The organism is Tunturiibacter gelidiferens, from assembly GCF_013410115.1.
In the GTDB taxonomy this organism is placed as follows: domain Bacteria; phylum Acidobacteriota; class Terriglobia; order Terriglobales; family Acidobacteriaceae; genus Edaphobacter; species Edaphobacter gelidiferens.
Genome location: NZ_JACCCV010000001.1, coordinates 350,779 through 372,788, shown reverse-complemented (window position 1 = coordinate 372,788; position 22,010 = coordinate 350,779). Strand labels below are relative to the sequence as shown.

Annotated in this window: 30 protein-coding genes and 1 pseudogene; 15 read left to right on the top strand and 16 right to left on the bottom strand. The window is 56.9% G+C overall.

The window, feature by feature from the left end; translation table 11 throughout:
• Positions 1 to 40: 40 nt before the first annotated feature.
• From HDF12_RS01635 to HDF12_RS01620, 4 genes are all read right to left on the bottom strand, one after another.
• Entirely contained in the window at positions 41 to 676 is a 636-nt protein-coding gene (locus HDF12_RS01635; RefSeq protein ID WP_246373699.1) for a hypothetical protein, read from the bottom strand.
• A gap of 229 nt (positions 677 to 905) precedes the next feature.
• Positions 906 to 1,250: a hypothetical protein gene (locus HDF12_RS01630; RefSeq protein ID WP_179580718.1), complete on the bottom strand. Its 345-nt coding sequence runs from the start codon at positions 1,248 to 1,250 to the stop codon at positions 906 to 908.
• Positions 1,251 to 1,612: 362 nt separating this feature from the next.
• Positions 1,613 to 2,107: a sigma factor-like helix-turn-helix DNA-binding protein gene (locus HDF12_RS01625; RefSeq protein ID WP_179580716.1), complete on the bottom strand. Its 495-nt coding sequence runs from the start codon at positions 2,105 to 2,107 to the stop codon at positions 1,613 to 1,615.
• Positions 2,049 to 2,288: a hypothetical protein gene (locus tag HDF12_RS01620; protein WP_179580714.1), complete on the bottom strand. Its 240-nt coding sequence runs from the start codon at positions 2,286 to 2,288 to the stop codon at positions 2,049 to 2,051. Before HDF12_RS01620 ends, HDF12_RS01625 begins: the two co-directional genes overlap by 59 nt.
• Positions 2,289 to 2,788: 500 nt before the next feature.
• Between HDF12_RS01620 and HDF12_RS01615 the strand changes: the two genes are divergently transcribed.
• Complete coding sequence (locus tag HDF12_RS01615; RefSeq protein ID WP_179580712.1) at positions 2,789 to 3,505, top strand: hypothetical protein; 717 nt, start codon at positions 2,789 to 2,791, stop codon at positions 3,503 to 3,505.
• Between the two features lie 6 nt (positions 3,506 to 3,511).
• On the opposite strand, the gene HDF12_RS01610 is transcribed toward HDF12_RS01615, so the two are convergent.
• Both HDF12_RS01610 and HDF12_RS22735 read right to left on the bottom strand, forming a co-directional pair.
• Positions 3,512 to 3,727, bottom strand: coding sequence for a hypothetical protein (locus HDF12_RS01610; RefSeq protein ID WP_179580710.1), 216 nt, complete (start codon positions 3,725 to 3,727; stop codon positions 3,512 to 3,514).
• Positions 3,679 to 3,804 carry a hypothetical protein gene (locus tag HDF12_RS22735; RefSeq protein ID WP_373563902.1) on the bottom strand — a complete coding sequence of 42 codons (126 nt, stop codon included), beginning with the start codon at positions 3,802 to 3,804 and terminating at the stop codon, positions 3,679 to 3,681. Before HDF12_RS22735 ends, HDF12_RS01610 begins: the two co-directional genes overlap by 49 nt.
• Before the next feature lie 239 nt (positions 3,805 to 4,043).
• Between HDF12_RS22735 and HDF12_RS01600 the strand changes: the two genes are divergently transcribed.
• The gene (locus HDF12_RS01600; RefSeq protein WP_179580706.1) at positions 4,044 to 4,337 is read left to right on the top strand and encodes a hypothetical protein; all 294 of its coding nucleotides are present in this window, start codon (positions 4,044 to 4,046) and stop codon (positions 4,335 to 4,337) included.
• Positions 4,338 to 4,385: 48 nt separating this feature from the next.
• Positions 4,386 to 4,961 (top strand): methyltransferase family protein, encoded by a 576-nt coding sequence (locus tag HDF12_RS01595; protein WP_179580704.1) that lies wholly within the window; start codon positions 4,386 to 4,388, stop codon positions 4,959 to 4,961.
• 108 nt (positions 4,962 to 5,069) lie between these two features.
• Here the strand turns inward: HDF12_RS01595 and HDF12_RS01590 are convergent, their stop codons facing one another.
• The gene (locus HDF12_RS01590) at positions 5,070 to 5,348 is read right to left on the bottom strand and encodes a hypothetical protein (protein WP_179580702.1); all 279 of its coding nucleotides are present in this window, start codon (positions 5,346 to 5,348) and stop codon (positions 5,070 to 5,072) included.
• A 522-nt stretch (positions 5,349 to 5,870) separates the two neighbouring features.
• Here HDF12_RS01590 and HDF12_RS01585 point away from each other — a divergent pair.
• Entirely contained in the window at positions 5,871 to 6,956 is a 1,086-nt protein-coding gene (locus HDF12_RS01585) for a carboxypeptidase-like regulatory domain-containing protein (RefSeq protein ID WP_373563828.1), read from the top strand.
• Between the two features lie 135 nt (positions 6,957 to 7,091).
• On the opposite strand, the gene HDF12_RS01580 is transcribed toward HDF12_RS01585, so the two are convergent.
• Both HDF12_RS01580 and HDF12_RS01575 read right to left on the bottom strand, forming a co-directional pair.
• The gene (locus HDF12_RS01580) at positions 7,092 to 7,520 is read right to left on the bottom strand and encodes a DUF1801 domain-containing protein (protein ID WP_179580700.1); all 429 of its coding nucleotides are present in this window, start codon (positions 7,518 to 7,520) and stop codon (positions 7,092 to 7,094) included.
• An 89-nt stretch (positions 7,521 to 7,609) separates the two neighbouring features.
• Positions 7,610 to 8,074, bottom strand: a complete 465-nt coding sequence (locus tag HDF12_RS01575; protein ID WP_179580698.1) for a PEP-CTERM sorting domain-containing protein — start codon at positions 8,072 to 8,074, stop codon at positions 7,610 to 7,612.
• Between the two features lie 508 nt (positions 8,075 to 8,582).
• Between HDF12_RS01575 and HDF12_RS01570 the strand changes: the two genes are divergently transcribed.
• Both HDF12_RS01570 and HDF12_RS01565 read left to right on the top strand, forming a co-directional pair.
• A complete protein-coding gene (locus tag HDF12_RS01570; protein ID WP_179580696.1) occupies positions 8,583 to 9,011 on the top strand; it encodes a hypothetical protein in 429 nt (142 codons plus the stop codon).
• Positions 9,011 to 9,226 (top strand): helix-turn-helix transcriptional regulator, encoded by a 216-nt coding sequence (locus tag HDF12_RS01565; RefSeq protein ID WP_179580694.1) that lies wholly within the window; start codon positions 9,011 to 9,013, stop codon positions 9,224 to 9,226. The genes HDF12_RS01570 and HDF12_RS01565 overlap by 1 nt, the downstream gene beginning before the upstream one ends.
• 138 nt (positions 9,227 to 9,364) lie before the next feature.
• Here HDF12_RS01565 and HDF12_RS01560 read toward each other — a convergent pair whose 3' ends face one another.
• The 3 genes from HDF12_RS01560 to HDF12_RS01550 are packed head-to-tail and all read right to left on the bottom strand — an operon-like array spanning position 9,365 to position 10,559.
• Complete coding sequence (locus HDF12_RS01560; RefSeq protein ID WP_179580692.1) at positions 9,365 to 9,784, bottom strand: DoxX family protein; 420 nt, start codon at positions 9,782 to 9,784, stop codon at positions 9,365 to 9,367.
• The gene (locus HDF12_RS01555) at positions 9,781 to 10,236 is read right to left on the bottom strand and encodes an SRPBCC family protein (protein WP_179580690.1); all 456 of its coding nucleotides are present in this window, start codon (positions 10,234 to 10,236) and stop codon (positions 9,781 to 9,783) included. Before HDF12_RS01555 ends, HDF12_RS01560 begins: the two co-directional genes overlap by 4 nt.
• On the bottom strand, positions 10,233 to 10,559 hold the full coding sequence (locus HDF12_RS01550) for a metalloregulator ArsR/SmtB family transcription factor (RefSeq protein ID WP_179580688.1): 327 nt from the start codon (positions 10,557 to 10,559) through the stop codon (positions 10,233 to 10,235). Before HDF12_RS01550 ends, HDF12_RS01555 begins: the two co-directional genes overlap by 4 nt.
• A 251-nt stretch (positions 10,560 to 10,810) precedes the next feature.
• Between HDF12_RS01550 and HDF12_RS01545 the strand changes: the two genes are divergently transcribed.
• Entirely contained in the window at positions 10,811 to 11,230 is a 420-nt protein-coding gene (locus HDF12_RS01545; protein ID WP_179580686.1) for a DUF3291 domain-containing protein, read from the top strand.
• A gap of 96 nt (positions 11,231 to 11,326) precedes the next feature.
• Here HDF12_RS01545 and HDF12_RS01540 read toward each other — a convergent pair whose 3' ends face one another.
• Positions 11,327 to 12,898 carry a tetratricopeptide repeat protein gene (locus HDF12_RS01540; RefSeq protein WP_179580685.1) on the bottom strand — a complete coding sequence of 524 codons (1,572 nt, stop codon included), beginning with the start codon at positions 12,896 to 12,898 and terminating at the stop codon, positions 11,327 to 11,329.
• A gap of 162 nt (positions 12,899 to 13,060) precedes the next feature.
• Between HDF12_RS01540 and HDF12_RS01535 the strand changes: the two genes are divergently transcribed.
• Positions 13,061 to 14,299 carry an alpha/beta hydrolase family protein gene (locus HDF12_RS01535; protein ID WP_179580684.1) on the top strand — a complete coding sequence of 413 codons (1,239 nt, stop codon included), beginning with the start codon at positions 13,061 to 13,063 and terminating at the stop codon, positions 14,297 to 14,299.
• 115 nt (positions 14,300 to 14,414) lie between these two features.
• On the opposite strand, the gene HDF12_RS01530 is transcribed toward HDF12_RS01535, so the two are convergent.
• Positions 14,415 to 14,792: a tautomerase family protein gene (locus HDF12_RS01530; protein ID WP_179580683.1), complete on the bottom strand. Its 378-nt coding sequence runs from the start codon at positions 14,790 to 14,792 to the stop codon at positions 14,415 to 14,417.
• 448 nt (positions 14,793 to 15,240) lie between these two features.
• On the opposite strand from HDF12_RS01530, the gene HDF12_RS01525 reads away from it, so the two are divergent.
• Complete coding sequence (locus HDF12_RS01525; RefSeq protein WP_179580682.1) at positions 15,241 to 15,468, top strand: hypothetical protein; 228 nt, start codon at positions 15,241 to 15,243, stop codon at positions 15,466 to 15,468.
• Positions 15,469 to 15,706: 238 nt separating this feature from the next.
• Positions 15,707 to 15,955, top strand: coding sequence for a hypothetical protein (locus tag HDF12_RS01520; RefSeq protein WP_179580681.1), 249 nt, complete (start codon positions 15,707 to 15,709; stop codon positions 15,953 to 15,955).
• A 289-nt stretch (positions 15,956 to 16,244) separates the two neighbouring features.
• Here the strand turns inward: HDF12_RS01520 and HDF12_RS22135 are convergent, their stop codons facing one another.
• Complete coding sequence (locus HDF12_RS22135) at positions 16,245 to 16,376, bottom strand: hypothetical protein (RefSeq protein ID WP_257025302.1); 132 nt, start codon at positions 16,374 to 16,376, stop codon at positions 16,245 to 16,247.
• Between the two features lie 416 nt (positions 16,377 to 16,792).
• Here HDF12_RS22135 and HDF12_RS01515 point away from each other — a divergent pair, with 416 nt between their 5' ends.
• From HDF12_RS01515 to HDF12_RS01500, 4 genes are all read left to right on the top strand, one after another.
• The gene (locus HDF12_RS01515; RefSeq protein WP_179580680.1) at positions 16,793 to 18,058 is read left to right on the top strand and encodes a serine hydroxymethyltransferase; all 1,266 of its coding nucleotides are present in this window, start codon (positions 16,793 to 16,795) and stop codon (positions 18,056 to 18,058) included.
• 202 nt (positions 18,059 to 18,260) lie between these two features.
• On the top strand, positions 18,261 to 18,749 hold the full coding sequence (locus HDF12_RS01510; RefSeq protein WP_218892280.1) for a DUF4126 family protein: 489 nt from the start codon (positions 18,261 to 18,263) through the stop codon (positions 18,747 to 18,749).
• 239 nt (positions 18,750 to 18,988) lie between these two features.
• Positions 18,989 to 19,198: a hypothetical protein gene (locus HDF12_RS01505; protein ID WP_179580678.1), complete on the top strand. Its 210-nt coding sequence runs from the start codon at positions 18,989 to 18,991 to the stop codon at positions 19,196 to 19,198.
• A gap of 150 nt (positions 19,199 to 19,348) precedes the next feature.
• Positions 19,349 to 19,546, top strand: coding sequence for a Thivi_2564 family membrane protein (locus tag HDF12_RS01500; protein ID WP_179580676.1), 198 nt, complete (start codon positions 19,349 to 19,351; stop codon positions 19,544 to 19,546).
• 38 nt (positions 19,547 to 19,584) lie between these two features.
• Here HDF12_RS01500 and HDF12_RS01495 read toward each other — a convergent pair whose 3' ends face one another.
• Positions 19,585 to 20,130 (bottom strand): AAA family ATPase, encoded by a 546-nt coding sequence (locus HDF12_RS01495; protein ID WP_179580674.1) that lies wholly within the window; start codon positions 20,128 to 20,130, stop codon positions 19,585 to 19,587.
• Between the two features lie 168 nt (positions 20,131 to 20,298).
• Here HDF12_RS01495 and HDF12_RS01490 point away from each other — a divergent pair.
• Positions 20,299 to 21,460, top strand: a pseudogene (locus tag HDF12_RS01490) (IS481 family transposase).
• Positions 21,461 to 22,010: the final 550 nt, after the last annotated feature.

Here is a 22,010-nt window from a genome sequence, read left to right as displayed (position 1 = left end):
GATCGCGCCGTGCGCGTACCACGTAGTTGTTTTTACGGTTTTACCGAGCCACCGCGACCCGTCGTCCCGCAGTCGGTCGCTTCACACGAAAGCTCGTACTCCGGTAAGCTGCCTTCTCCCGCAGCAGAATCGCAGCCCCCGTAAACGTCGCACGAGTCAGCGTCCACACCTGCGCCCGCATATCCGCCACATGCGCATCAGCCAATTCGTAGCTCATCCCCATCAGGTTCGATGCAGCCCCGTTCCCCTGGATCTTCGCCTCCATCTCCGGAAAGTCCCGCGCAAACAAGTAACCCGCAACCGTCAGCCTCTGTCCATCCACCTCAGCGGACGTGATGATGCCGCACTTCTGCCGCGCATCATGTCCATCCCATCCCGCCTTGTAGTCGACAGCCATCCCCAGCAGACTTGGCAGCGCCGCCTCCGCCGCCGCACGCGTCAACACCACTCGATGCCCCTTCGCACCGCTCGGAGCCTTATCGCTCGCCACATCCACTAACGTCAATACTCCTTCAAACGGCAGCCGATTCGGATGTCCATGCACTACCGGAAACTCCACCGCCATCGCCCGCATCTCGAGACCCGCCGCGCCCCGCAAACCATCCCGCCTGCCTGCAAGCTCCGACCATCCAGCAAGCCCAGCACTTCGCCGATGAAGCCCTTCCGAGTGTCCCATTGCACCTCCTGTATTTTTTTCAAGCCCGCCCAACGATCACACCGCTACCACCGCCCGCAGACACGCGGCCGCCTTTTTTCTCAGCCGACGCATCCACGGCGCGCCCCACCACGCCTTCCCGCGATCGATTCATCCGATCAAGATCAGTTACAAATTATTTGCAGCCCTATCCAGATCAGTTACAAATCCACCGCAGAACAACCCCTGACCACCCAGGTACTCGCCTCGCCTACTCCTCCGGCTCGCGAGCCATCTTCTCCAGCAGCTGCCCCACAACGCTCTTTCCCCGCCGCTTCGTCGCCTCTGGCATCTCGCCTTTGTCGAGGCCTCCAAGATTGGCCAGCATCTTCGCATGCGCGATGCTCCCTTTCTTGGCCTCCTCTACAAACCGTTCCACAATCTCCGGCAACGCTTCCGCCACCCGAGCCCGTGTGAACGTTCTGCAGAACCTTGGGCGCGGACCCTTCGCAGCATTACTGCCAGCTTCCGCATCCTTATTGCCCGCACCCTGAACGCCACCGTCCCCGTCCAGCCCCTCTCGCACAAACCTTCCAGCCACCCGCTTCCGTTCCACCTGGTCTCCTCCCAAAAGCAAACGGGAGAGCAGCCATCAGGCGCTCTCCCGTTTCAATTCTTTACTACCTTTCCAGAATAGCAGTTGGACCATAACTAATACGCCAACTTTCCAGCACAAATAATCGCCACCGAAACAACGACTTACACCCTCACAGTCGCTTTCTGCCTATTGACAACTTTTTCCTCAACTCCCAAATCGGCACGAAACAACTCCAGCTTGTCCCAAAAGCAAACGGGAGAGCAGCCACCGGGCGCTCTCCCGTCTCAATTTTTATTACCTTACCAGAGTAGCATGCGACGCATAACTCATACGCCAACTTCAAGACAGAAATAACAGCAATTGAAACAATAGTTTAGGTGTTACAGGACAGTTCCAGCCTCTTGACAAGCTTTCGCAGGCTCCAGAAGTTTCCGTTCCAGGAAGATCTCCGTCAGCTCATCCAGCGCATCCGCATACTGCCGATGCACCGACCTCAGGCTCAACCCCAGCAGACCAGCCGTCTCTGCCTGCGTAAACTCCTGCAGCGCAATCCGTCGGATCAAGTGTTGTTGCCCCTCGTTCAGCTTCTTGAGACACGTCTCTACGTCATGCACGAAGATCACCACATCTTCAAAGCTGTGCACTCGGTAGCTCGTCACCTTCCCGCGAAACATCTCGCGACCCAGCAACGATGGCGCTCTTCCCGCCTCCATCGACAGCCTCACATACCGTCGCAGCATTCCCTCCGTATACTTCCGGTAGAACGCCAGCTCCGGAGCCGTCTTCGTCTGTTGCACCACCTCTGGCAGCGTCTTCTTACGAGAAGGCGAAGCCGTAGCCCACACCGCCGGCAGAATCACAAGAGCTGCACTCATCGAGCACCTCCAGTAACACCCACCGCCGCCGCAGTGCATCCCGCAACGCGCACACGCCGCCGCTTCCGGCCTCCAGCATGTTTGCCTCGCGGAGCCGGAAACTCTGCCAGTCGCCCAGCACATCCCCGGCAGTACACACCGTCAGAGCCCGCACGGAGCCAGAGCGCCCCGCACCCTTCACATACCTTCAAATCCATGCGCAAGTAGTTCACTTCGTTCCCTTTCAAGGCGTACTTCTCCCCCGGACGAGCCTCAATTTTTTACAATGGTCGAGTGGGCTCGCCTAAGTTGCTATGGAACGCCGTTCGCTTCGCCGCTTCGCTCTCTTGGCTCCGTCGGACAAACGACAACATTCGTTTCTCGTTGCTTCAGTTCGGTGTCACACCTTGGGAAAAATCAATCACCCTGTCTCCTCCTCACACGTCTCCGAATGCAGTCCGGCACTTGAAACCCCAGCTCGAGGTTTTAGGTCGCCTTACCGCTTCGATTCCGCATTGGGAAAGTCTCAAGGTTATAGCTTTTGACAAAATTACTGTCAACCGCAATCTTTCCTCAGGCTATGCTGTCTCGTATATCCCTCGTTAGCAGTAGTTTGGAGCACAAACTTATTGCGTCAAGCGAATATTTCGCTTTATGTTCGCCTTGCCCAATGATATGGTTCGCCGAGGGTTACCCTCCATTATGAACTTTCAAGACCTTCACGAACTCCTTCGGCTTGAACTCCTTCGACGCATCGACCGCGGTCTCCTCACCGGCAGCCGCCTCGCCCATCAGGCCGGCTTCCAGCAAGCCCACATCTCCAACTTCCTCAACCGAAAACGCGCCCTCTCTCTAGAAGGACTCGACCGCGTCCTGGCCTCGCAAAAACTCTCCATCGAACACATCCTCCCGCTCGACCTCAACGCAGCCTCCACTCCAACCCTCCCCGAAAACAGCGATCCCATCGAAACCATCCCCGTCGTCTCCCCCTCCGCCGCCATGGACGACGCGCGCATCCCCCCCGCCTCCATCATCGAAACCGTCCAGGTATCCGCCTCTCGGCTTCACGACAACCGAGCCCGTCCCTCCACCAAGCACGCCCACTGGCAGCGCTTCCTCGCCATTCGCGCCGACACCCAGCAATCCGCCGCCATGGACCCGCTCCTATCCCCCGGAGCCATCGCTGTCCTCGACCGCCACTACAACTCCCTCGCCCCCTACCGCGCCCACCAACCCACACTCTACGCCGTCCGCTGCGGAGCCGCCCTCCTCCTCCGCTTCGTGGACTTCGACGAGGGCCGTCTCATCCTCCGTCCCTACTCCCGCGACTTCCCCGTTCAGCTCCTGCCCCTCGCCTCGCACGAAACCCCGGCCGACTACATCGTAGGCCGCGTCTGCCTCGTCTTCTCCGAGCTCTAAGCGCACTCACCCGTGAAACGTCAGCCACATACCCCAGAGCGCCAGTAAAGCCAGAAGCAATGCGATCAAAATACTCAACGGCCATCTCGCTGCTCTCGGTATCTCTCCCGCCCGCAGCTTTCTTAGCCCAGACAGATGCGATGCCGCCACCAAAAACGTCGCCACCACGCCAATCAGCACCAGCGCCACACCAAACCGAATCGCGCCCTCATGCAGGCGCACATTCTCCGGTGTATTGGCCTGCATCGGATCGACCGGAAGAACGTTACCGTGCCCAGTCCAAAGCTCGTCATCGTCAAGGTCGTTCGAATCCACGCCAGCGTCGTTCTGTCCAGCGACAAACTCGTCCGAAACAACGCCAACTCTGTCCGCTCCTCACTGAGCGTTACTCGTTCGTCTCTCTTTCCTCGTCGTTCATCGCTTCCGGTCTCTCACCCTGCCGAACAGCCTACTCAAGCGCAAACATCTGGTCCAACACAATCGCTCTCGTCACTCCGCAGCAACAACGACCAGCTCCAGTGCTACCCTATCCCCACCAATGAACCTCCGCATAGCAGCCATCCGCTCTGGCACCGACCCGGTCCGCAAGCTCGCCACCGGATCCTTCCAACGCTGGCTCGAAACGCCCCTCACCTGCCCCAGGTGCGACGCCACCTACAACCTCGCCGTCGACTGGGATCAATCCTCCGATCGCTGGTTCCCCGAGACCTCCCGCCCTCTCATCACGCTTCTCAAGAAGGCGATCCACATGGGCCACACCACCGACCACCGCGTCTCTCACTTCGAAACCGAAGGCGTCATCGTCGAAAGCATCACCCCACCGCTCCCCTAGAATCGCGCGAAGTGCCACCACGCCTCACAAACCAGAACGAGGTCACGAATGGACGTATCGGCTCTCTTTCGCATCCTCTACCTCGCCTGGATCTTCTCCGAAGTCGCCATCCTCGTGATCACGCGAACCCGCCGCGGCAATCCCAGCGCCGACATACAAGACCGAGGCTCTCTTCGCATCCTCTGGTTCGTTATCCTAGCCGCCATCACCCTCGGTAGGTTCTACGGCGAAACCCACTCCCACACCATCAACCACGGTGCTCCCTGGGTTCGACTCACTGCGCTCACTCTTCTCATCCTGGGCCTCGCCATCCGTTGGACTGCCATCATCACCCTCGGCCGTTCCTTCAGCGCCAACGTCGCCATCCACGTCACGCAAACCATCCACAAAACCGGAGTATTTCGCTTCGTCCGCCATCCGTCCTACTCTGGTCTCATTCTCATCTTCGCCGCCGTCGGACTCTACACCCGTAACTGGCTTGGCCTGGCGATTATCTTCGTCCCCACTACCGCCGCGCTGTTCTACCGGATCCACGTAGAAGAGTCAGCCCTCCGCCGCGCCTTTGGCCACGAGTACGAGATCTACAGCAAATCCACCAAATGCCTCATCCCCGGCATCTACTAACCCAATAAAACCCAACCCCCAACCGCGCTCAGCCGTCTCCATTCCAGAACACAAGCCGAGCACGAAGTCCCCGCAGAGCGCCTCTTGCGGCTCCCCGGGGAAACCAGCCTAAGCTACCGCCAACTCGTACTCTTCCGCGCTGACATCAGTTACAGAACCAACGCTGGTCACGCCCACTGCAGGCTTCTTCCAATCGCCCAGTGAACGGCTCAGCATCGATGCTGCGCAACCCTCACCGCAAAGAATGGTAATGTCACGGCTCCTCGCCAACTCCGCATCCCACGGCATAAATGTAACGCCGTGCGACGTAACCTTGGCCAGAACCCAATGATTGCTGGTCTTCTTCTGGACCCCGCAAACGCATGTATAAATCGTAATTGCTGCCATATAGCTCTCCCCTCCGTTTCGCTGTCTCCGCGAACTCTGTGCTACATCTTGCATAGTTGCACTTGGCCTGCCAATGCTGTTAAAACGCCCGTCATTCTTTGTTTTCAACGCTACTGCCGCATCCCGTTACCATTCATCCGACACCGTCGAATGCCCCAGATTGCCAAAAGTAGGAAAACATTTTCCACTCTCTCTTCCGAAGGGTAATTTCTTCAGAAATAGAGCACGAACATACCATCTGATGCTGTAAATCCGATGAGCGGCCCACAATTAGCAAGCACAAGCGAAGATTTAACGAAATCCCACTTTCCTACCACACAGCGAACCGAAGGGCCTATCATCACCAAGGGTAGGAGGAATCGCTCGCCAACAAAGCAGAGCGAAGCCTCGGAACGATCACACCTGGATATCCAGAATCACAAGTCGCGACGCATGCATCTGATCAGGTGTCCAAACGTCGTTCGGTACGGCCAGGTAGGGTGAGGTGCTGATTCTCAACTGTTATTTTTCGGAGTGACAGAGGTGAAAAAAGTCCCCCAACAAGTTGTCGATAAGACACGACACCAGAGGAGTATCGGGCGTCGCCTGTGTCTCCTTCATCTCAGTATGTCGGTCATCATCATGTCGCTCATCGGTGTCGCAGTAGCCCAGCATATCTCCGCACCAGAACCTCAAACTGGAACGATCATCGGTACGGTGACCGATGTGAATGATGCCACCGTTCCCGGAGCCACGGTCGCTCTCCAGACGCCTTCGCTCCCCGATCCGCTGCGCGTGAGGACGGGCGATGACGGTTTCTTCAAACTCGACCATCTCACTCCGGGAATACCCTACCATGTCACCGTCAGTGCCAACGGATTCGCAGACTGGAGTTCGCCCGAGATCATCCTCCGGCCAGGTCAGTACATGGACCTGACCGACATTCGCCTCAAGATTGCAGCCGCGATCACCACAGTCAACGCGCTTCTCTCCACCGAGGAACTCGCCACCGAGCAGGTCAAGCTGGAGGAAAAGCAGCGCGTCCTTGGATTCATCCCCAACTTCTACGTCGTCTATGACCACAACGCCGTGCCACTCACGCCCAAACTGAAGTTCAGACTCGCTCTCAAGACCTCGATTGACCCCGTCACCTTCGCCGGCGCAGCCTTCGTCTCTGGCATCGATCAAGCCTCCGACACCCCAAACTACCAGCAGGGCACCAAGGGCTACGGCCAGCGTCTGGGCGCAAACTACGCCAACGGTTTAACCGACATCCTGATCGGCGGCGCCATCCTGCCATCCATTCTGCATCAGGATCCCCGCTACTTCTACCAGGGCACAGGCACAAAGAAGTCGCGCGCACTCCACGCCCTCTCCACGCCCTTCATCTGCAAAGGAGATAACGGACGCTGGCAGCCGAACTTTTCAGGCCTCGGCGGATATCTCGTCTCCGGTGCCCTCTCCAACACCTACTATCCAGAGTCGAATCGCGGCCCGGGGCTGGTCTTCTCGACCACGTTTATTGACATCGCCGCCGACATGGCCAACGGCGTCATACAGGAGTTCGTCCTGCGCAAGCTCACCTCCACAGCCAGGTCCCGACATCAGTCAGACGCGGGAAGCAACTAGAAAGCAGAGGGCAATTGGACCGACGACACGCCCAGAGAATCCCACTTCTCACAGGCCCGCTCAGCGCATGAGCCAGATGCCCAAACTCCTCCCGGAGTAGATATGGCCGTAGCAGAGACCCGAGCCGCCATGAACCTAGTCGACTCTCTTGCTGCTCGCTCGCCGGGGCTTCGGCTTGCTCTCGCCTTCGAGATTGAGCGTCACTGCAGCGCGGATGAGCTCCTTCAAGGCCGCCTCATCGATCTTCTCGCCTTCGTGAATGTCGATGGCGCGCCTGACATTCCCGTCGAGGCTGGAGTTGAATAGCCCCGAAGGATCCTTCAACGCGGCTCCCTTGGCAAACGTCATCTTGACCACGTTCTTGTACGTCTCTCCCGTGCAGACGATGCCACCGTGTGAGAAGACGGGAGTCCCCATCCACTTCCACTCTTCGACGATCTCAGGGTCTGCCTTGTGTATGATCTCGCGCACCTTCGCGAGCATCTTCCCGCGCCAGTCCCCAAGTTCGTTGATCTTCGCGTCGATGAATGCAGAGGCAGATTCCCCCGCGACGGCCTTTTTCATATGTGCTCCAAACTCCCGCACCTATTCTCACTGCACTCAGCGTAACCTGCAACCTCCGCCAACGTCGTGTAGTGGTCAGTTTGGCGATCTCAGGCCGCGAGAAACTTGCGGCAGGCTGCCCCGGCAAGGCCGAGTACGCCAGTGCCGAGCAGCAGCAGGCTGGAGGGCTCCGGAACTCCGGACGGAATATCGGTGACCGTAAGAGTTATCGTGTTGGGGCTAAATGCGGTATTCACGCCAATGTTGGTAAAGAAGGACGCGGGTAAACCATTGAACGAATCGGCTCCGCCCGCTGCTACATCGATGATCAAAGCAGAGGCTGAGCCTGCAATGTCGAACGAGACGGTCGAGCAAGCCTGTGATGCCTGCACGGTACAGGTAGTAGGCGTGAACGTTGTGGTCGTCAGGATCTGCGTCGGGCTTGTGTAAGTGAAGGCGTCATGACCCAAATGACCTTCGGAGAAGGTATAGCTGAAAGTGTCGGCGCGGGCGGTGAGGGTGGATATCGCGAAGAACACCGCAAGGGGTGCGAGAAGACATGCATTCGGGCGCATGGAAGCCTCCAGAGGTTGCGGGGATGGGGATAACTGGGGCCCGGACAGTGCGTGTGCGAGACGATTCGGAGTTGATTCTTTGCCGGTTCCGGCGGATGTTCGCGACGCAGCTATCGATTTCCAAACGCATTCTCGCAGAAAATGCGCACAGTACGCAAAGACTCCATTGAATTCACTCTAGAGCGTACAGCTAGCACAAAAAGCTTTGGACCTGGCAAACGGTAATTCCATTTGGCTTGGCTATGCACTCCAACGAAGTGCGGTGAAGATCGCAACTTCGGAAACCAACGATGCGGAAACACCGCTCATGTGTTTATGGCGGCCTGCATTGAGGAATAGACCGCTTCCAGAGCGCTCTCATCCTCTTTCCATTACAGACCGCTTCGCGATCCTTTCGTTTCCAAGCAGGCCCTGCGAAAGGAAATAATTGTAAAAAATGTTTGACATATCCTGAGTGCAGCGCTATCTTTCTCAATGTCAAATATTTTTGACAACGGAGCGATTTGCTATGGCGCCAAACCTTTCATACCGGGAGAAGTCTCTCTACGCCTCGCTTGTGGCGGAGCTCCTCGTGTACGGCCCCTACTTCTTCCTGCACCAGCAAAACTCCATCAACAAGGTCGCAGGCATGATTGTCGGAATCATCGTATTGCAGATCATCCTGCAGTCGGTCATTGCCGACGTAACCCGCAACCGTGTAACGGACGAGCGCGATCGCTTGATTGAGCTGCGCGGCTATCGTGCCGGTTATCTGACCTTCGCGTCCCTCATGGTCCTCGGGCTGGGCATGTTGTGGTTTCACTCCACAGTCGGCCATCTCGAATTAGAAAACCGGATGATAGGACTTCATTTCCTGAGCGTCTTCTTTGGCATGCTGGTCATCGCAGATATCACGAAGACCGCGGCGCAGATTATGGCTTACCGGAGAGCACTCTGATGCCCGCAATACGCAATCAGATTCGAGAACTCCGGGCCCTCCGCGAGATGACCCAGCAGGAACTCGCCGATCGAGTCGGCGTCACACGGCAGACCGTCATTGCAATCGAACAAGACAAGTATTCGCCTTCTCTTGAGACCGCGTTCAAAGTCGCAATCGTGCTTGGTGTGTCGCTCGAGCAGTGTTTCCAGTATGACCCTCGCGGTAAGCGTTAACCTGAGCTGAGCAAGCTGCGATTCCGTGCGGCGCGGTCTGACAAATCGCGCCTCGTGCCGGGACTATCGCGACGAGCAGTGCAACCAAGCCCGCCAGCTTGCCCACGAGAACTCAATACGCAAACGCTGCTCACGCGTTTACACCGGTTCGCCATTTGTCGCAGGAAACAGGGCGCCGATGGTACGGCTTGGGGGTCGCAGCGCCCACGATACCGCTGTAAAAACAGTAAGGATGAGCGGGGCGAGGACGTGAAAGCCGTAAGCGCCGTAACCCCCGACTGCAGCGCAGGATGCAGCCGCGCCTGTCAGGTCAAAGAAGATGCCGGCATACGCCCATTCCTTGAGCCGCGGATAACGCGGCACAAGGATGGCAATGGCTCCAAGCGCCTTCCAAAATCCCAGGATGGCAAAGAAATACATTGGGTAGCCAAGCACCGGCACAACGCCATGGGGGTTGCCGAAAAATTGGACCATCTGCGCACAACCGCCGCTTCCGATAAAGAACGCGATCAGTCCGGTCGTAGTCCAATAAGTAATGTTTTTTGCCTTCGTGGTCATTCCACCTCCCAAAGGACACGTTCCAGGCCGCCGAAGAACTTCTGCCAGCCGTAGTTTGCACCCTGATAAGCTGCCTGCTGATCGGGACCGAAGCCGGACTGCTCCATGCGAACTTGGGTGCCGCCCTCCGCTGGAGTCAACGTGAAGAGCACCACCCATTGAAGCCCGGCTTCGCCTCCCCCAACACCCCAGTTATAGGACAGGCGTCGAAGCGGGTCGACGATCAACACCTCGCAGTCGACAACACCATTCCAATTCGGCATGGGTTCGGCCCGGAACTGGAACTTCCGCCCGACCACCGGCTCGAAATCATTGTTCATCATCCATTGCGCCAGGAGCGGGCGCTCCGTGAGCGCTCGCCACAGCTTCTCTGGCGGGTGTGGGAATACCCTCTCGATCACAAGCGTACGTATACTCTCTGCCGGATTGCGACTCTCTGTTGCATTGCTCATGGCTCCATCCTTTCCAAAAGTGCTTCAAGCTTGTCAAACCGGTCACGCCAGAATGCGCCGTAGTCACGCAGCCAGTCCACCATCGGCGCCAGCGCATCAGGCTGCGCGCGATAGTGAGTCTCGCGTCCCGCACGTCGATGCCGTACCAGCTTCGCCCGCTTCAGCACCGTCAGGTGCTTGGAGACAGCAGGCTGCGACACGCCCGCATAGCGAGTCAAGGCGTGGACGGTCTGCTCACCCTGCCGGGTCAACTCCTCGAAGATGGCCCTGCGAGTCGGGTCAGCAAGAGCGCGGAACACAGGATTGGCATTAGCCGGCTTCACATTGAAACCATAACCATATGGTTATGGTTTGTCAAGAGCGACGTGACGCTATTTATTTCGAAGTTGCAGCCTTGCCCACCGAAATTTCCGTTTCTCATGAACTCACCATCGCCGAGTCGCTCCTCGAGTTCAGATCAGTAACGAAAAGTCGGCATATGGTTAGCGACATCAACTCAACTTGAACACAAGGCTGCACCGTGACGACCGCAGTCGTGTAACGGGATAGCATAGGGACAGTCAGGCCATCCGTCATGATCTTTATCAGCCTCACACGCTTGCGCATTCGCTCCATCCTCTACCTGCCCGTGTTTGCGATCTACACCGTGCGCTCACTTCGACAGGTCAAGAAGGCCCCCGGATTCCATACCGGTGCGCTTTTGCCCGACCGAAGCTGGACTTTCTGGACCATGACAGCTTGGGACGAACGCGAAAGTATGCGCCAATATATGACGACAGGGGCGCACAAGAGTGCAATGCCTCACTTGATGCACTGGTGCGATGAAGCCTCCGTCGCACATTGGGAGCAAGAAGAAAATACCCTGCCTTCCTGGGAGGAGGCTGACCGGCGCATGCGCCAGAGCGGCCGCGCCTCGAAGGTGAACCACCCAAGTCCTGACCACGCCAGCCTCAACTACCGAAAGCCGCGTACCACCGGCGGCGGAATCATCTGACGCCTTGCTGCCGCCACCCGGCGCATGCGTACCCTCCGAGACAGCCCTCACACCCGCGACACCAACCGCATCGCAGCGAATCCCCCACGCATAGTACTAATTCGACTCCTCCAACTCTTTCTCCTTCGCAAACTTCTCCGCAGCCGCACTCTTTTTACCGAGGATTTGCAAGGCTAGGCCCCAATTTCCATAGGCAAACGCATTCTTCGGATCCAGCTCGATCGCTCTCTGGTACTTCGCAATCGCCTCCTCATGCTTTCCCTCGCTGTTCAACGCGTTTCCCCAGTTGTTGTAAGCATTCACATACTTCGGATCCAGCTCGATCGCCCTCTGGTACTTCGCAATCGCCTCCTCATGCTTTCCCTCGTTGTTCAACGCGTTTCCCCAGTTGTTGTAAGCATTCACATACTTCGGATCCAGCTCGACCGTCTTCTGGTACTTCGCAATCGCCTCCTCATATTTTCCCTCGCCGTCCAGCGCCATTCCCCAGTTGTAGTAGGCATTCACATACTTCGGATCCAGCTCGACCGTCTTCTGATACTTCGCAATCGCCTCCTCATGCTTTCCCTCGCTGTGCAGCGCGTTTCCCCAGTTGTAGTAGGCAAGCGCATTCTTAGGAGCCAGCTCGACCGCCTTCCGGTACTTCGCAATCGCCTCGTCATACTTCCCCTCACCGTCCAGCGCGCTTCCCCAGTTGCTGTAGGCATACGCATCCTTCGGATCCAACTCGATCGCCTTCCGGTACTTCGCACTCGCCTCCTCATGCTTTCCCTCGCCGTCCAGCGCGATTCCCCAGTCATAGTAGGCATGCGCATCCTTCGGATCCAACTCGATCGCCTTCTGGTACTCCGCAATCGCCTCCTCATGCTTTTCCTCGCCGTCCAGCGCAATTCCCCAAACAACGAAACAAGCCCCTCGGTGCGGCAGATCCTGAGACGCGTCTTCGGCCGTTGCCTGTGCAACTTTGATCGATTTGTCGAACTCCCGATGATCTTCCCAATAGAGCGCCAGCACGTAAGGATTCACCTGTTCAAGAGCCAACTCCGCCGCCCGCTGCACCAGCATGTTCCCATCGTCCCGCTCGGCAACCCCGCTCAGCGCCTGGCTCCCGTTTCTCCCCTGCTTGAAGTACACCGTTATCATCGCCGGCCTCTTGACCGTTGGCGGGTCGGATGTGGATGGCGCCGCATCCGCCGCGGCAACCACGATGTCGCCGCCGATGTGCTTTGGATCACGATGAAAGAGGCTCCTCGCCATATCGACGATCGTCTTCAGGCCTAACTTCGTCCCCGGAATCTCGACCTCCGGAATCGACGCCTCCTCCCCCTGCGATCCAAGAACGTCCTTCTTCATTTGGGTCTTTGTCGTCGCCTCCATAACGCGCAGCCTCTCCCCCACTCGGTTCGCCATAACCTCTGACGAAAGGCCCGCCTCCGAAAGACTCTTGGGAACGCCGAACGGATCGATGATGAGAACGTCGCGATTCACCTCGCGAACGACATATACAACCAACGGCAGAAACAGAAAGACGACAACGAAGCCCTTCACCAGACGCCAGAAGGTGATCCTCCCTGCTGCATCCCACAAGAACTCCTTCGCCCTCTCCACAAACTGCTTCGCACTCTTAGGACGCGGCCGCCTTCGCAGCGGCACGGGATAAGACTTCATCGCACACCATCCTCCCGCTCAACTTTTCTAAAGGCTGACGAACAGATGCACGCAGGTTTACGCAACAGCCTAGCCCACAACTCCTCTCAACAAAAGTCCTAAACTTCCCCTCATGGCGGCGCCAGACGATTTTGCACGGCACTCTTGCTAAACTTGTACATAATGCTCTCCAAGCTTTACGCAAAGTGGATGTACTCCTGGGAGACAGCCCTCACCACCCGCGACACCAATCGCATCGTCCGCCCCCTCGAGTGGGGTTTCGACTGGCTTGAGGACTTCAGCCCGCTCGCTCGTGCAGCCAACCCGCACCTCAGCGACACGCCTGTGGCAGACGACTTTGCCCGCATGACGGCCATCAACAGCGACATCGTCGCCCGCGCTGACCAGTTCTTTGGCTACCAAACCCCCGCCGACTTCCGCCTCGAGCGCCGTCACCCCCAGCTCTACCCCACCAACGTCCGCCCCGAAACCCTGGAAGAGGATGCCGAACTCAAACGCCAAGCCGAAACCGGAGAGATCGAAGAGGCCGAGTTCCTCCGCTTCACCTCACCCATCCGCACCCGCTATCCAGAGAACGACCAGGTCAACGCGCGTTGGTATCCCGCACACCCGGACACACAAAAGGGAAAGCCCAAACAGGCCATGATCGTCATGCCCCAATGGAACGCCGACGCCTTCTCCCACAACGCCCTCTGCACCCTCTTCAACAGCTTCGGCATCTCCTGCCTCCGCCTCTCCAAGCCCTACCACGACGTCCGCCGCCCCGCCGAACTCGAGCGCTCCGACTACGCCGTAAGCTCCAACGTAGGCCGCACCACCGAAGCCTGCCGCCAGGCCGTAGTCGACATCCGCAGCTGCATCGACTGGCTCGAATCACAAGGCTACGAGCACTTCGGCGTCCTCGGCACCAGCCTCGGCAGCTGCTACGCCTTCATCGCCGCCGCTTTCGACCAGCGCCTCCAAGTCTGCGCATTCAACCACGCCTCCACCTGGTTCGGAGACGTCGTCTGGGCCGGCCAAAGCACCCGCCACATCCGCGCTGCCTTCGAGCAGTCCGGCCTCACCCAGGATCAGGTCCGCGAGATCTTCTCCATCGTCAGCCCCATGTCCTACATGGAACGCTTCGCCGCAACCCCCAAGCGAGTCCTCGTCGTCCACGCCACCTATGACCTCACCTTCCCGCTCAAATACTCGCTCGACGTCCTCACCAACTTCGACGCCCTCAAGATCGACTACATCTCAAAGGTGCTTCCCTGCGGCCACTACACCACCGGCGAAACCCCCTACAAGTACATCGACGGCTGGTACCTCGGCTCCTTCATCTACAAGTCCTTCAAGCATCTCGCACAGGCAAAGACCGCCCCGGCACTCGAATCTCCCCAAACAGCAAAGGCTCGATAAATGCTCTGAATCCAAACGCCAGCCCGCGCCGCCGCAGGCAAGGCGTTACTCTGCCGATGTAAGGCTGCGAGGGTCTACGTCTGCTTTCCATCGAGCCCTGTCAGGCAATGATCGGCTAAACCCACGGCTCGCCATTGCCGAAGGACCAATCCGAGCGGTCAACGAAGACCAAGTTGATCATGACGTCATCAGGGCGCACGGATAGCCTACTCTTCAGTTCGTCGGCTATATATCGAAAGAAGGCCAGCTTTGAATCTTTATTATTTCCGACAGTGCTGGTCACTTGTATCAAAATGAAGTCAGGCGATCGATCCCAGCCGAGGAATTTGGGGTCGTAGATTAAATTGTCCGGTGAATGCTCGCTCATGACGATGAAGCGGTCGCCATCCGGCGCCTTCAGGACATCGACGATCCCTTGGTACACGACGTCGGCCACAATGGCGCGATACTCAGCAGTTTTTCCCCTAAGCAGATCGATACGAGCAAACGGCATAATAGTCTCCTCTAGGTGCAGAATTAGTTGCAAACACTCAGACTTCTTCAAAGTCGAAGCAGATGATAAGACCTCGTGCCTGATCGATAGTGTGCTCTGAGGCCGCATTCTGTCTACCGGCCAATCGCTAACAATAGGCGCGTGCCCCGTCTCCCACCGCCCTTCTCTCTTTGGGACAGCGGCTATTCGCAAGCTGCTTTAGGTGCTTCAGTTCAATTACCTGTGATGGTGGTCAGGGCAACCCCGGCGATGCATACAGAGTCGTACTTTCTCAGGTGAGTAGCGCTGCAATGCTGCCCGTCTGGAGGTTGTTATGATTTTTCGCAAAAACACTTGGTCATGTGTAGTGCTCGCATGTGCACTTTCTTTCAGCGTTGTGCCGGCTGGGCTAGCGCAAACTCCGCAAAGCGACGATTCGGCTAGCTGGAGTGCGCCGCGCGGCTATGATATGGCTTATCCCGAAAACGGAACTCCCAACATGGTGGCTCGTCAAGGCTACGCCGCAGGCTTCAACCAGGGCCAGGCGGACGTGTCGCGAGGCCAGGCGTTCCGTCCTACCGAGAACAAGGCCTATGCTCACGCGAAGATCCCGAAGGGGATGGATAAAGACCAGTTCAAGACGGAGTTTCGTGAGTCATTCGTGAAGGGCTATACAAACGCATACAAGGGCCAATAGGATTCGCGAATCACTAAGTTACTTGTTGGATCAGTCCGATAAGTCGGCTTATAAGAAGTGATAAGACTTGTTAGAAGTCTAAGCGAGGTGAAAGGCCGATCTTTTCGCCTCCCCCGCGTTGACTTGACATGAGTTCGTCGACTTCCAGCTCGCAGAGGGTAGACCCATGGAAGTTGGCCGTACTTTTATGGAACTTCCATAACCCGGCCTCCGTATAATCCCGCCAGAGGGTAATCCCATGACACAGCCTCCGTATCCTCCATCAGCCGATAATTCCACGCGGCGTCTCGCAATCTTCATAGCCGTCCTTCTCGTCATCGTCGCCATCGGTTCCCAGCCCGGGCGCGCTGGCAGCACCAGCAAATCCCTTAACTCCATGTGCGTCTGCGTTCCCACTCGGGCGGGATTACTCCTGAAGTCGGCAATTGCGAAGACGCAGGCACGCACGACGGCGCTACTTACCGTCAGGGCAGCCGTTACACAGTAACGGGCCGGCGCGACCGCGATCCCTTACAGGTTCTCGCACTTGGACTGTTCCATCATGGCTCTGGCCATCGATCCATCCATGAAGCGAGCAGTGAGAAGAAGAATCGATCGCATCCAGTTTGTGAAAAATCGCTCACTCGTCGGGTGCGATCGTGAAGTCTACCTCAACCTGCAACCGAAGCACAGCCAGGTGAAGAGATCCGTCACCTTCCATCCACAAGTTCACACCGCGCAGCGAAAAGCCACGAACTAGAGCACGTTCGTGGCTTTTCAAAACTCCGCTCTGCTGACTAGCTGATGATCTTTTGATCTTTGCTGCCGAAGGACTCAAGATCCCGTTGCGGCGCTCCGCTCCACTTGGCGACAAGAAGCGGGAGAATCACCATCATCGAAAACGCAATTCCAACATATAAGGTCTGCATAGGTGATCCTTTCCATTGCTGCTTGCTTTATGCCTGCTGACAATAAGAACGCCAACGGCAACCGAATGGATGCCCGCCCGAAAACCTTATTCGTTTGAAATCGAAAATCAGAGGCTCTTGCACCCTTCAATTTTCTTTTTCTCTAGGCAACCCGATCACCAGAACCCCATGGCGATCAGGCCGATTGTCCCCCGTAAAAATAAAGTTGAAAGTTGTGGCACATTCTTAGCCGTCGAAAAGTACATTGTCTGGCGTCCACATTAGCCATGCATCTCACCACAATGTCACCACCAAAACACCACGCCGAAACACCCTCTTTCCCCAAAACACCCCCCAAAAACACAGCAAATCACAAAACACCACGCGAAATTCCACCCACAAAAAAAATACGAAAACCCGTGACATAAAATAACGCCATGCCCATCGACCGCAACGCCCCGCTGGCCGCCTCCGACCCCGAAATCGCCGCCCAGATTGAAAACGAAATAAAGCGCCAGCACGAAGGCCTGGAGATGATTGCCTCGGAAAACTTCGTTAGCCGCGCAGTCTTAGAGGCCGCAGGCACTGTTTTCACCAACAAATATGCAGAAGGCTACCCCGGCAAGCGCTACTACGGCGGCTGCGAGTACGCCGACGTCGTTGAAAACATAGCCCGCGACCGCGCCAAACAGCTCTTCGGCGCCGACCACGTCAACGTCCAGCCCCACTCCGGCTCCCAGGCCAACGCAGCCGCCTACATGACCATCCTCAACCCCGGCGACTGCATCCTGGGCCTCGACCTGGCCCACGGCGGCCATCTTACCCACGGCCACAAACTCAATTTCTCAGGCAAACTCTACAGAATCGTCGGCTACCAGGTCCGCAAAGATACCGAAACCGTTGACTACGACGTGCTCGAAGCCACCGCGATCCGCGAAAAACCCAAGGTAATCGTAGGTGGAGGCAGCGCCTACCCGCGCCAGTTCGACTTCCCTCGCATGCGCGCCATCGCCGACAAAGTAGGAGCTTACTTCATGGTCGACATGGCCCACTTCGCCGGCCTCGTCGCAGGCAACGCGCACCCATCCCCAATTCCCCACGCTCACATCGTCACCACCACGACACACAAAACCCTGCGTGGGCCACGTGCTGGCATGATCCTTTGCAATCACGAGTTCGCCGCAGGCGTAGATCGCAGCGTCTTTCCGGGCCAACAGGGCGGCCCACTCATCCACATTGTTGCAGCCAAAGCAGTAGCATTCAAAGAGGCTCTCGCGCCGGAGTTTGCCACCTACGCGAACCAGGTAGTCGTCAACGCAAAGGTCCTTGCAGAAGCAATGGCCGCAGAGGGTTACCGCATCGTCTCCGGCGGCACCGACACGCATGTCATCCTTATCGACGTCTTCCAGAAGGGAATGCTCGGCTCTGAAGCAGAACACGCTCTGGGAGAGGCTGGGATCACAGTCAACAAGAACGCAATCCCCTACGACACCAATCCGCCGATGAGGCCCAGCGGCATACGAATCGGTACGCCAGCGTTGACGACAAGGGGCATGAAGGAACCGGAGATGCGCGTCATTGCAGGTTGGATTGCGGAGGCTCTCGAACACCGAACCGACCCCGGGAAGTTGCGGCAGATTCGCGGCATGGTGCTCGAAATGGCAGAGAAGTTCCCGCTTTACGGTTGGCTGCAAGGCGAATAACTTCCTTATAGCCAGACCGTTTTCAACGAACATCTGATTGAGTCGCAATCGGTAGTGTGACAATACTGGTTCGCCGGCGGCTGCGCGGAAACCATCTGCGAGTATAGTTTTCGATTGAACACTAACGGGAGTGGTCGATAAGCTGGCCAAAGTGCAGTCGCGGCTTGATGGCCTTCGAGTCTCGGAGAAAAGGGGGAGCGCTATGGCGATGCAAATGATGACCTGGTTGATCGCCATTCCCCTGCTTGGTCTAGTAACCGGCCTTCGGACGATGACCGCGATGGCAGTTCTTTGCTGGTTTGCTTATGCGGGCCAGCTCTCTGTCGGCGACAGCTGGGCATCCTGGACCGGAAAAGTGGTGACGGCGATCGTCTTTACCGTGCTGGCGCTGGGGGAATACGTCGGGGACAAGCTGCCGAAGACACCAAATCGGACGGCGCCGTTCCCATTGATAGCAAGATTGGTATTTGCCGGGTTGGTGGGTGCAATCGTGGCGGCAGGACTCAATGGATCTGGAGTCGAGGGCGTCATTCTCTGCTTGTTGGGTGCCCTCATAGGGGCCTTTGCAGGCATCTTGATTCGCCGAGAGATCGTGGTGCGATTGGGGTGCAAAGACTGGCCTGTGGCACTCGTCGAGGACCTCAGTGCCGTCATCGGTGCCATTTTGGCGATGGGGATAGTGACCGGATAGAGCACTCCAGATCGGCGACCAACGCACGACGAATCTTAGAATCAACATAGTTGCAGGACTTTGCAGCGTCCCAAAAAACAAAAAGTCTAGCAAAAGGTTATTTTTTCGGAGTAGGATGTGCAGTACCGCGGAGCGCAAGTGACGCGAAACGCGGTCCCGCTTGATTCGATTCGAGTGGCGAAGCGTATGCGAACGTTTTTGCTCCGGCATTGGCCGCGGGTATAACTGGAGGTCGAGGAATGACGAAGAGCGTCACGCGGACTTTACTTACGATTCTGATGTACGCGGGAGTTGCTGTCTTCCTCTTTCCTTACTTCACAGGAAGAATTACAACCGGCGTTCTCTTCATGATCATCGGGGCAGGGGCCACTGTGCTCTTTGGAATACTCCGCTGCTACCTCACAGAAGGTGACTGCGGGCGGATCCCCCATCACAGCCGCGATTGGTAGAGCCGTCTACCAGGAGAGATTCGCCGCTAAGTCTCAGCAATCGTCGGATACTGCAACGAAGCCGAATACATTTTTTTGACCATCGCCTCCTCAAAACAGAGCACTTCCGCATCACACTAACCAGCTCTGTAGAAAGAGGAAGAAATCCTTATGCTCACCCCCGCGCTTATTAGCGTCATCGTCACTCTGATCGTGGTTGGCCTTCTGCTTTACTTGATCGGGTTGATCCCGATGGATGGAACCATCAAACAAATCATCCGAGTGGTGGTGATCATCGCAGTGATCGTATGGCTTCTGCAGACGTTTGGCCTGCTTGGTCCGCTCGGCTTCCACCATGCGCTACGATAAGACCTCTCAAGTGACATCCCCTCGGCACGTGAACGAAGTTAGGTCAGCGACAGATCGAGTCCGAGTACCTCGGCAATCTTAGCTGCTGCCTGTGCGGCGGTGCAGAGACTTGTATCGATCGAGAGACGAGGCTTCGGCAGGGAAGATCCGTCGAATCCCCCGGTTGCGTGAATTTGATCGAATACTGTGGCGGAAGTCAGTTTGCGATATTGAAGCCGCGATGGGCTATTCAGGCGTCGCTTCAACTCGTTCAACGGGCAGACGAGTTCGACGAGGTCAACTTCACCGCCTCTCTTGGCGACCGTAGTCAGCACCTTCTGAAGAAAGCCGGGCCGCACCGTCGGTTCGGGCGCGAAGGTAAAGATGAGGGCTGACAGCTGGCTAAGGCCGGCTTGATCGAAGACCGATAGCCAGATCTCTTCCCGAAGAGCGACGAAGGCTGGCGAACCGAAGTCGAAGACCGACAGAAGCATATCGACTGTGAGATGGTTGTGGAAGAGTCTGTAGCCGGTCATCGCTGCCAGTTCCTGCGCGACGCTCAACTTTCCTGTGGCGGGCAAACCATAGAGGAAGATCAGCTTCATCGATTCATATCCTTCACGCGATTACTCCGCGCCAAGTATACGAGTCTCATTGTTCAGTTCGTCGTAGCGGGTATAGCAGTTCCGTTACAAAACAGACCGGAGACATGGTTTACAGCGGAGCGCGACGGCTACTGATGCTCGGTATTTGGGCACGCACGACGATGTTGTATGCCCTGGAAAGAGAGTCGAATCTTGGATCAACGTTTGCAGTTTTTGTCGAGTTATCAGAAGGAAGAGATGTCGGTAGCGGACCTATGTCGCGCGTACGGAATCTCGCGTCCAACGGCCTATCGCTGGATCAACCGCTACAACGAGACGAGGCCAGAAGGACTCGTGGATCGCAGCCGCCGCCCGCATAGTTGCTCCCACGCGACGCTTGAGCCGATCGAGAACACCATCCTCGTGCTTCGGGCCAAGCATCCGTCCTGGGGCGCGCGCAAGCTCAAAGCGAGGTTGGAGATGCTGCAACCAGACGTAGCGTGGCCGGCAGCTAGTACGTTCGGTAATATCTTGAGCCGTGCTGGCTTGACCAGTCCGCAGAAGAAGCGGAAACGCACCACGCCATGCTCTGAGCCGTTCTCTCTGGTCACTGGTCCAAATCAGCTTTGGTGCATGGATTTCAAAGGCTACTTCGCCACCGGCGACGGAAAGCGCTGCGATCCATTCACCATCACTGACGCGCATAGCCGTTATTTGATTCGTTGCCAGATCGTCTCGCGTATGGACCTCAGCCAGGTCCGAGCAATCTGCGAAGCGGCCATGCGGGAATACGGGGTGCCAGCACGGATCAGAACAGACAACGGCGCACCGTTTGCAGGAACAGGACTGTTAGGGCTGTCGAAGCTGTCGCTCGGCTGGATGAAGCTCGGGATCGTGCATGAGCGCATTCAAGCGGGCCGACCGCAGCAAAACGGTCGCCACGAGCGGATGCATCGAACGCTAAAGGAAGACACAACTAAACCTCCTGCGGCATCCCTTCGCGCACAGCAGAGCCGCTTCGATAACCTTCCGCTACGTGTTCAATAACCAGCGCCCACATGAGGGCCTGGACAACCAAGTCCCAACCAGTCTCTACCACCCCAGCTCCGTTCGACTGCCACGCAAATTGCCGGAGTTCACGTACCCGAAGGGGCTACTTTTGCGACGGGTGAACAACAGCTGCGACATCATCTGGCACAAAAACAGAATCTTCATCAGCGAGGTCTTCCGCTTCGAAGAGCTGGGGTTCGAGTTAATTACACCAGCGGTCTACAGAGTCTTTCGAGATATGGCGATCGGAGAACTCAATGTGGAAGAGCTTCGCTTTAGAGCCGCACGGCGAGCGGTCTGAGTTTGCCCCTGGATACAATCGTTCCGCTACCCCTGACACTCTTATGTCGCCAACGAATGCAACGTAACGCCGCCATTGATTAGTCTCTCGGCAGAGTGCTCACAATCTCATCGACGCTGGTGCGTGTGTCTGCAGAGTCTAACTTGCCTCAAAACACCTTTTTCGTGCACTGCTACAACTGGCCATTCGCACTAGCCCGAACCAGACAGTTCCGGACGGCTCGCAATCGATCAGGAACTCACAAGGCTTTCGGCACAAGACTCAATGAGCGCTACGGCCAGTTACGCCGAGTGAGCTTTCGCTTCACTAGCGATCAGTAGAGACAAGGCGGCTTACCGTTACAGACGAGTCTTCGATGAATACATCGAAGGGTTAGTACTCCTTGAGCGTTTTCACCGAACATGATTTTCTGTTCATCCTCAAACTCTATAATCAGACAATCTCGATTTATTCCCGCCATCCCAGACTGTTCGCTTCCTCGGAACTGAGATTGAGAAGATAAAGAAAGCCATCTGGATTTTCAATGTGGCTGATAACGTTACGGACATCG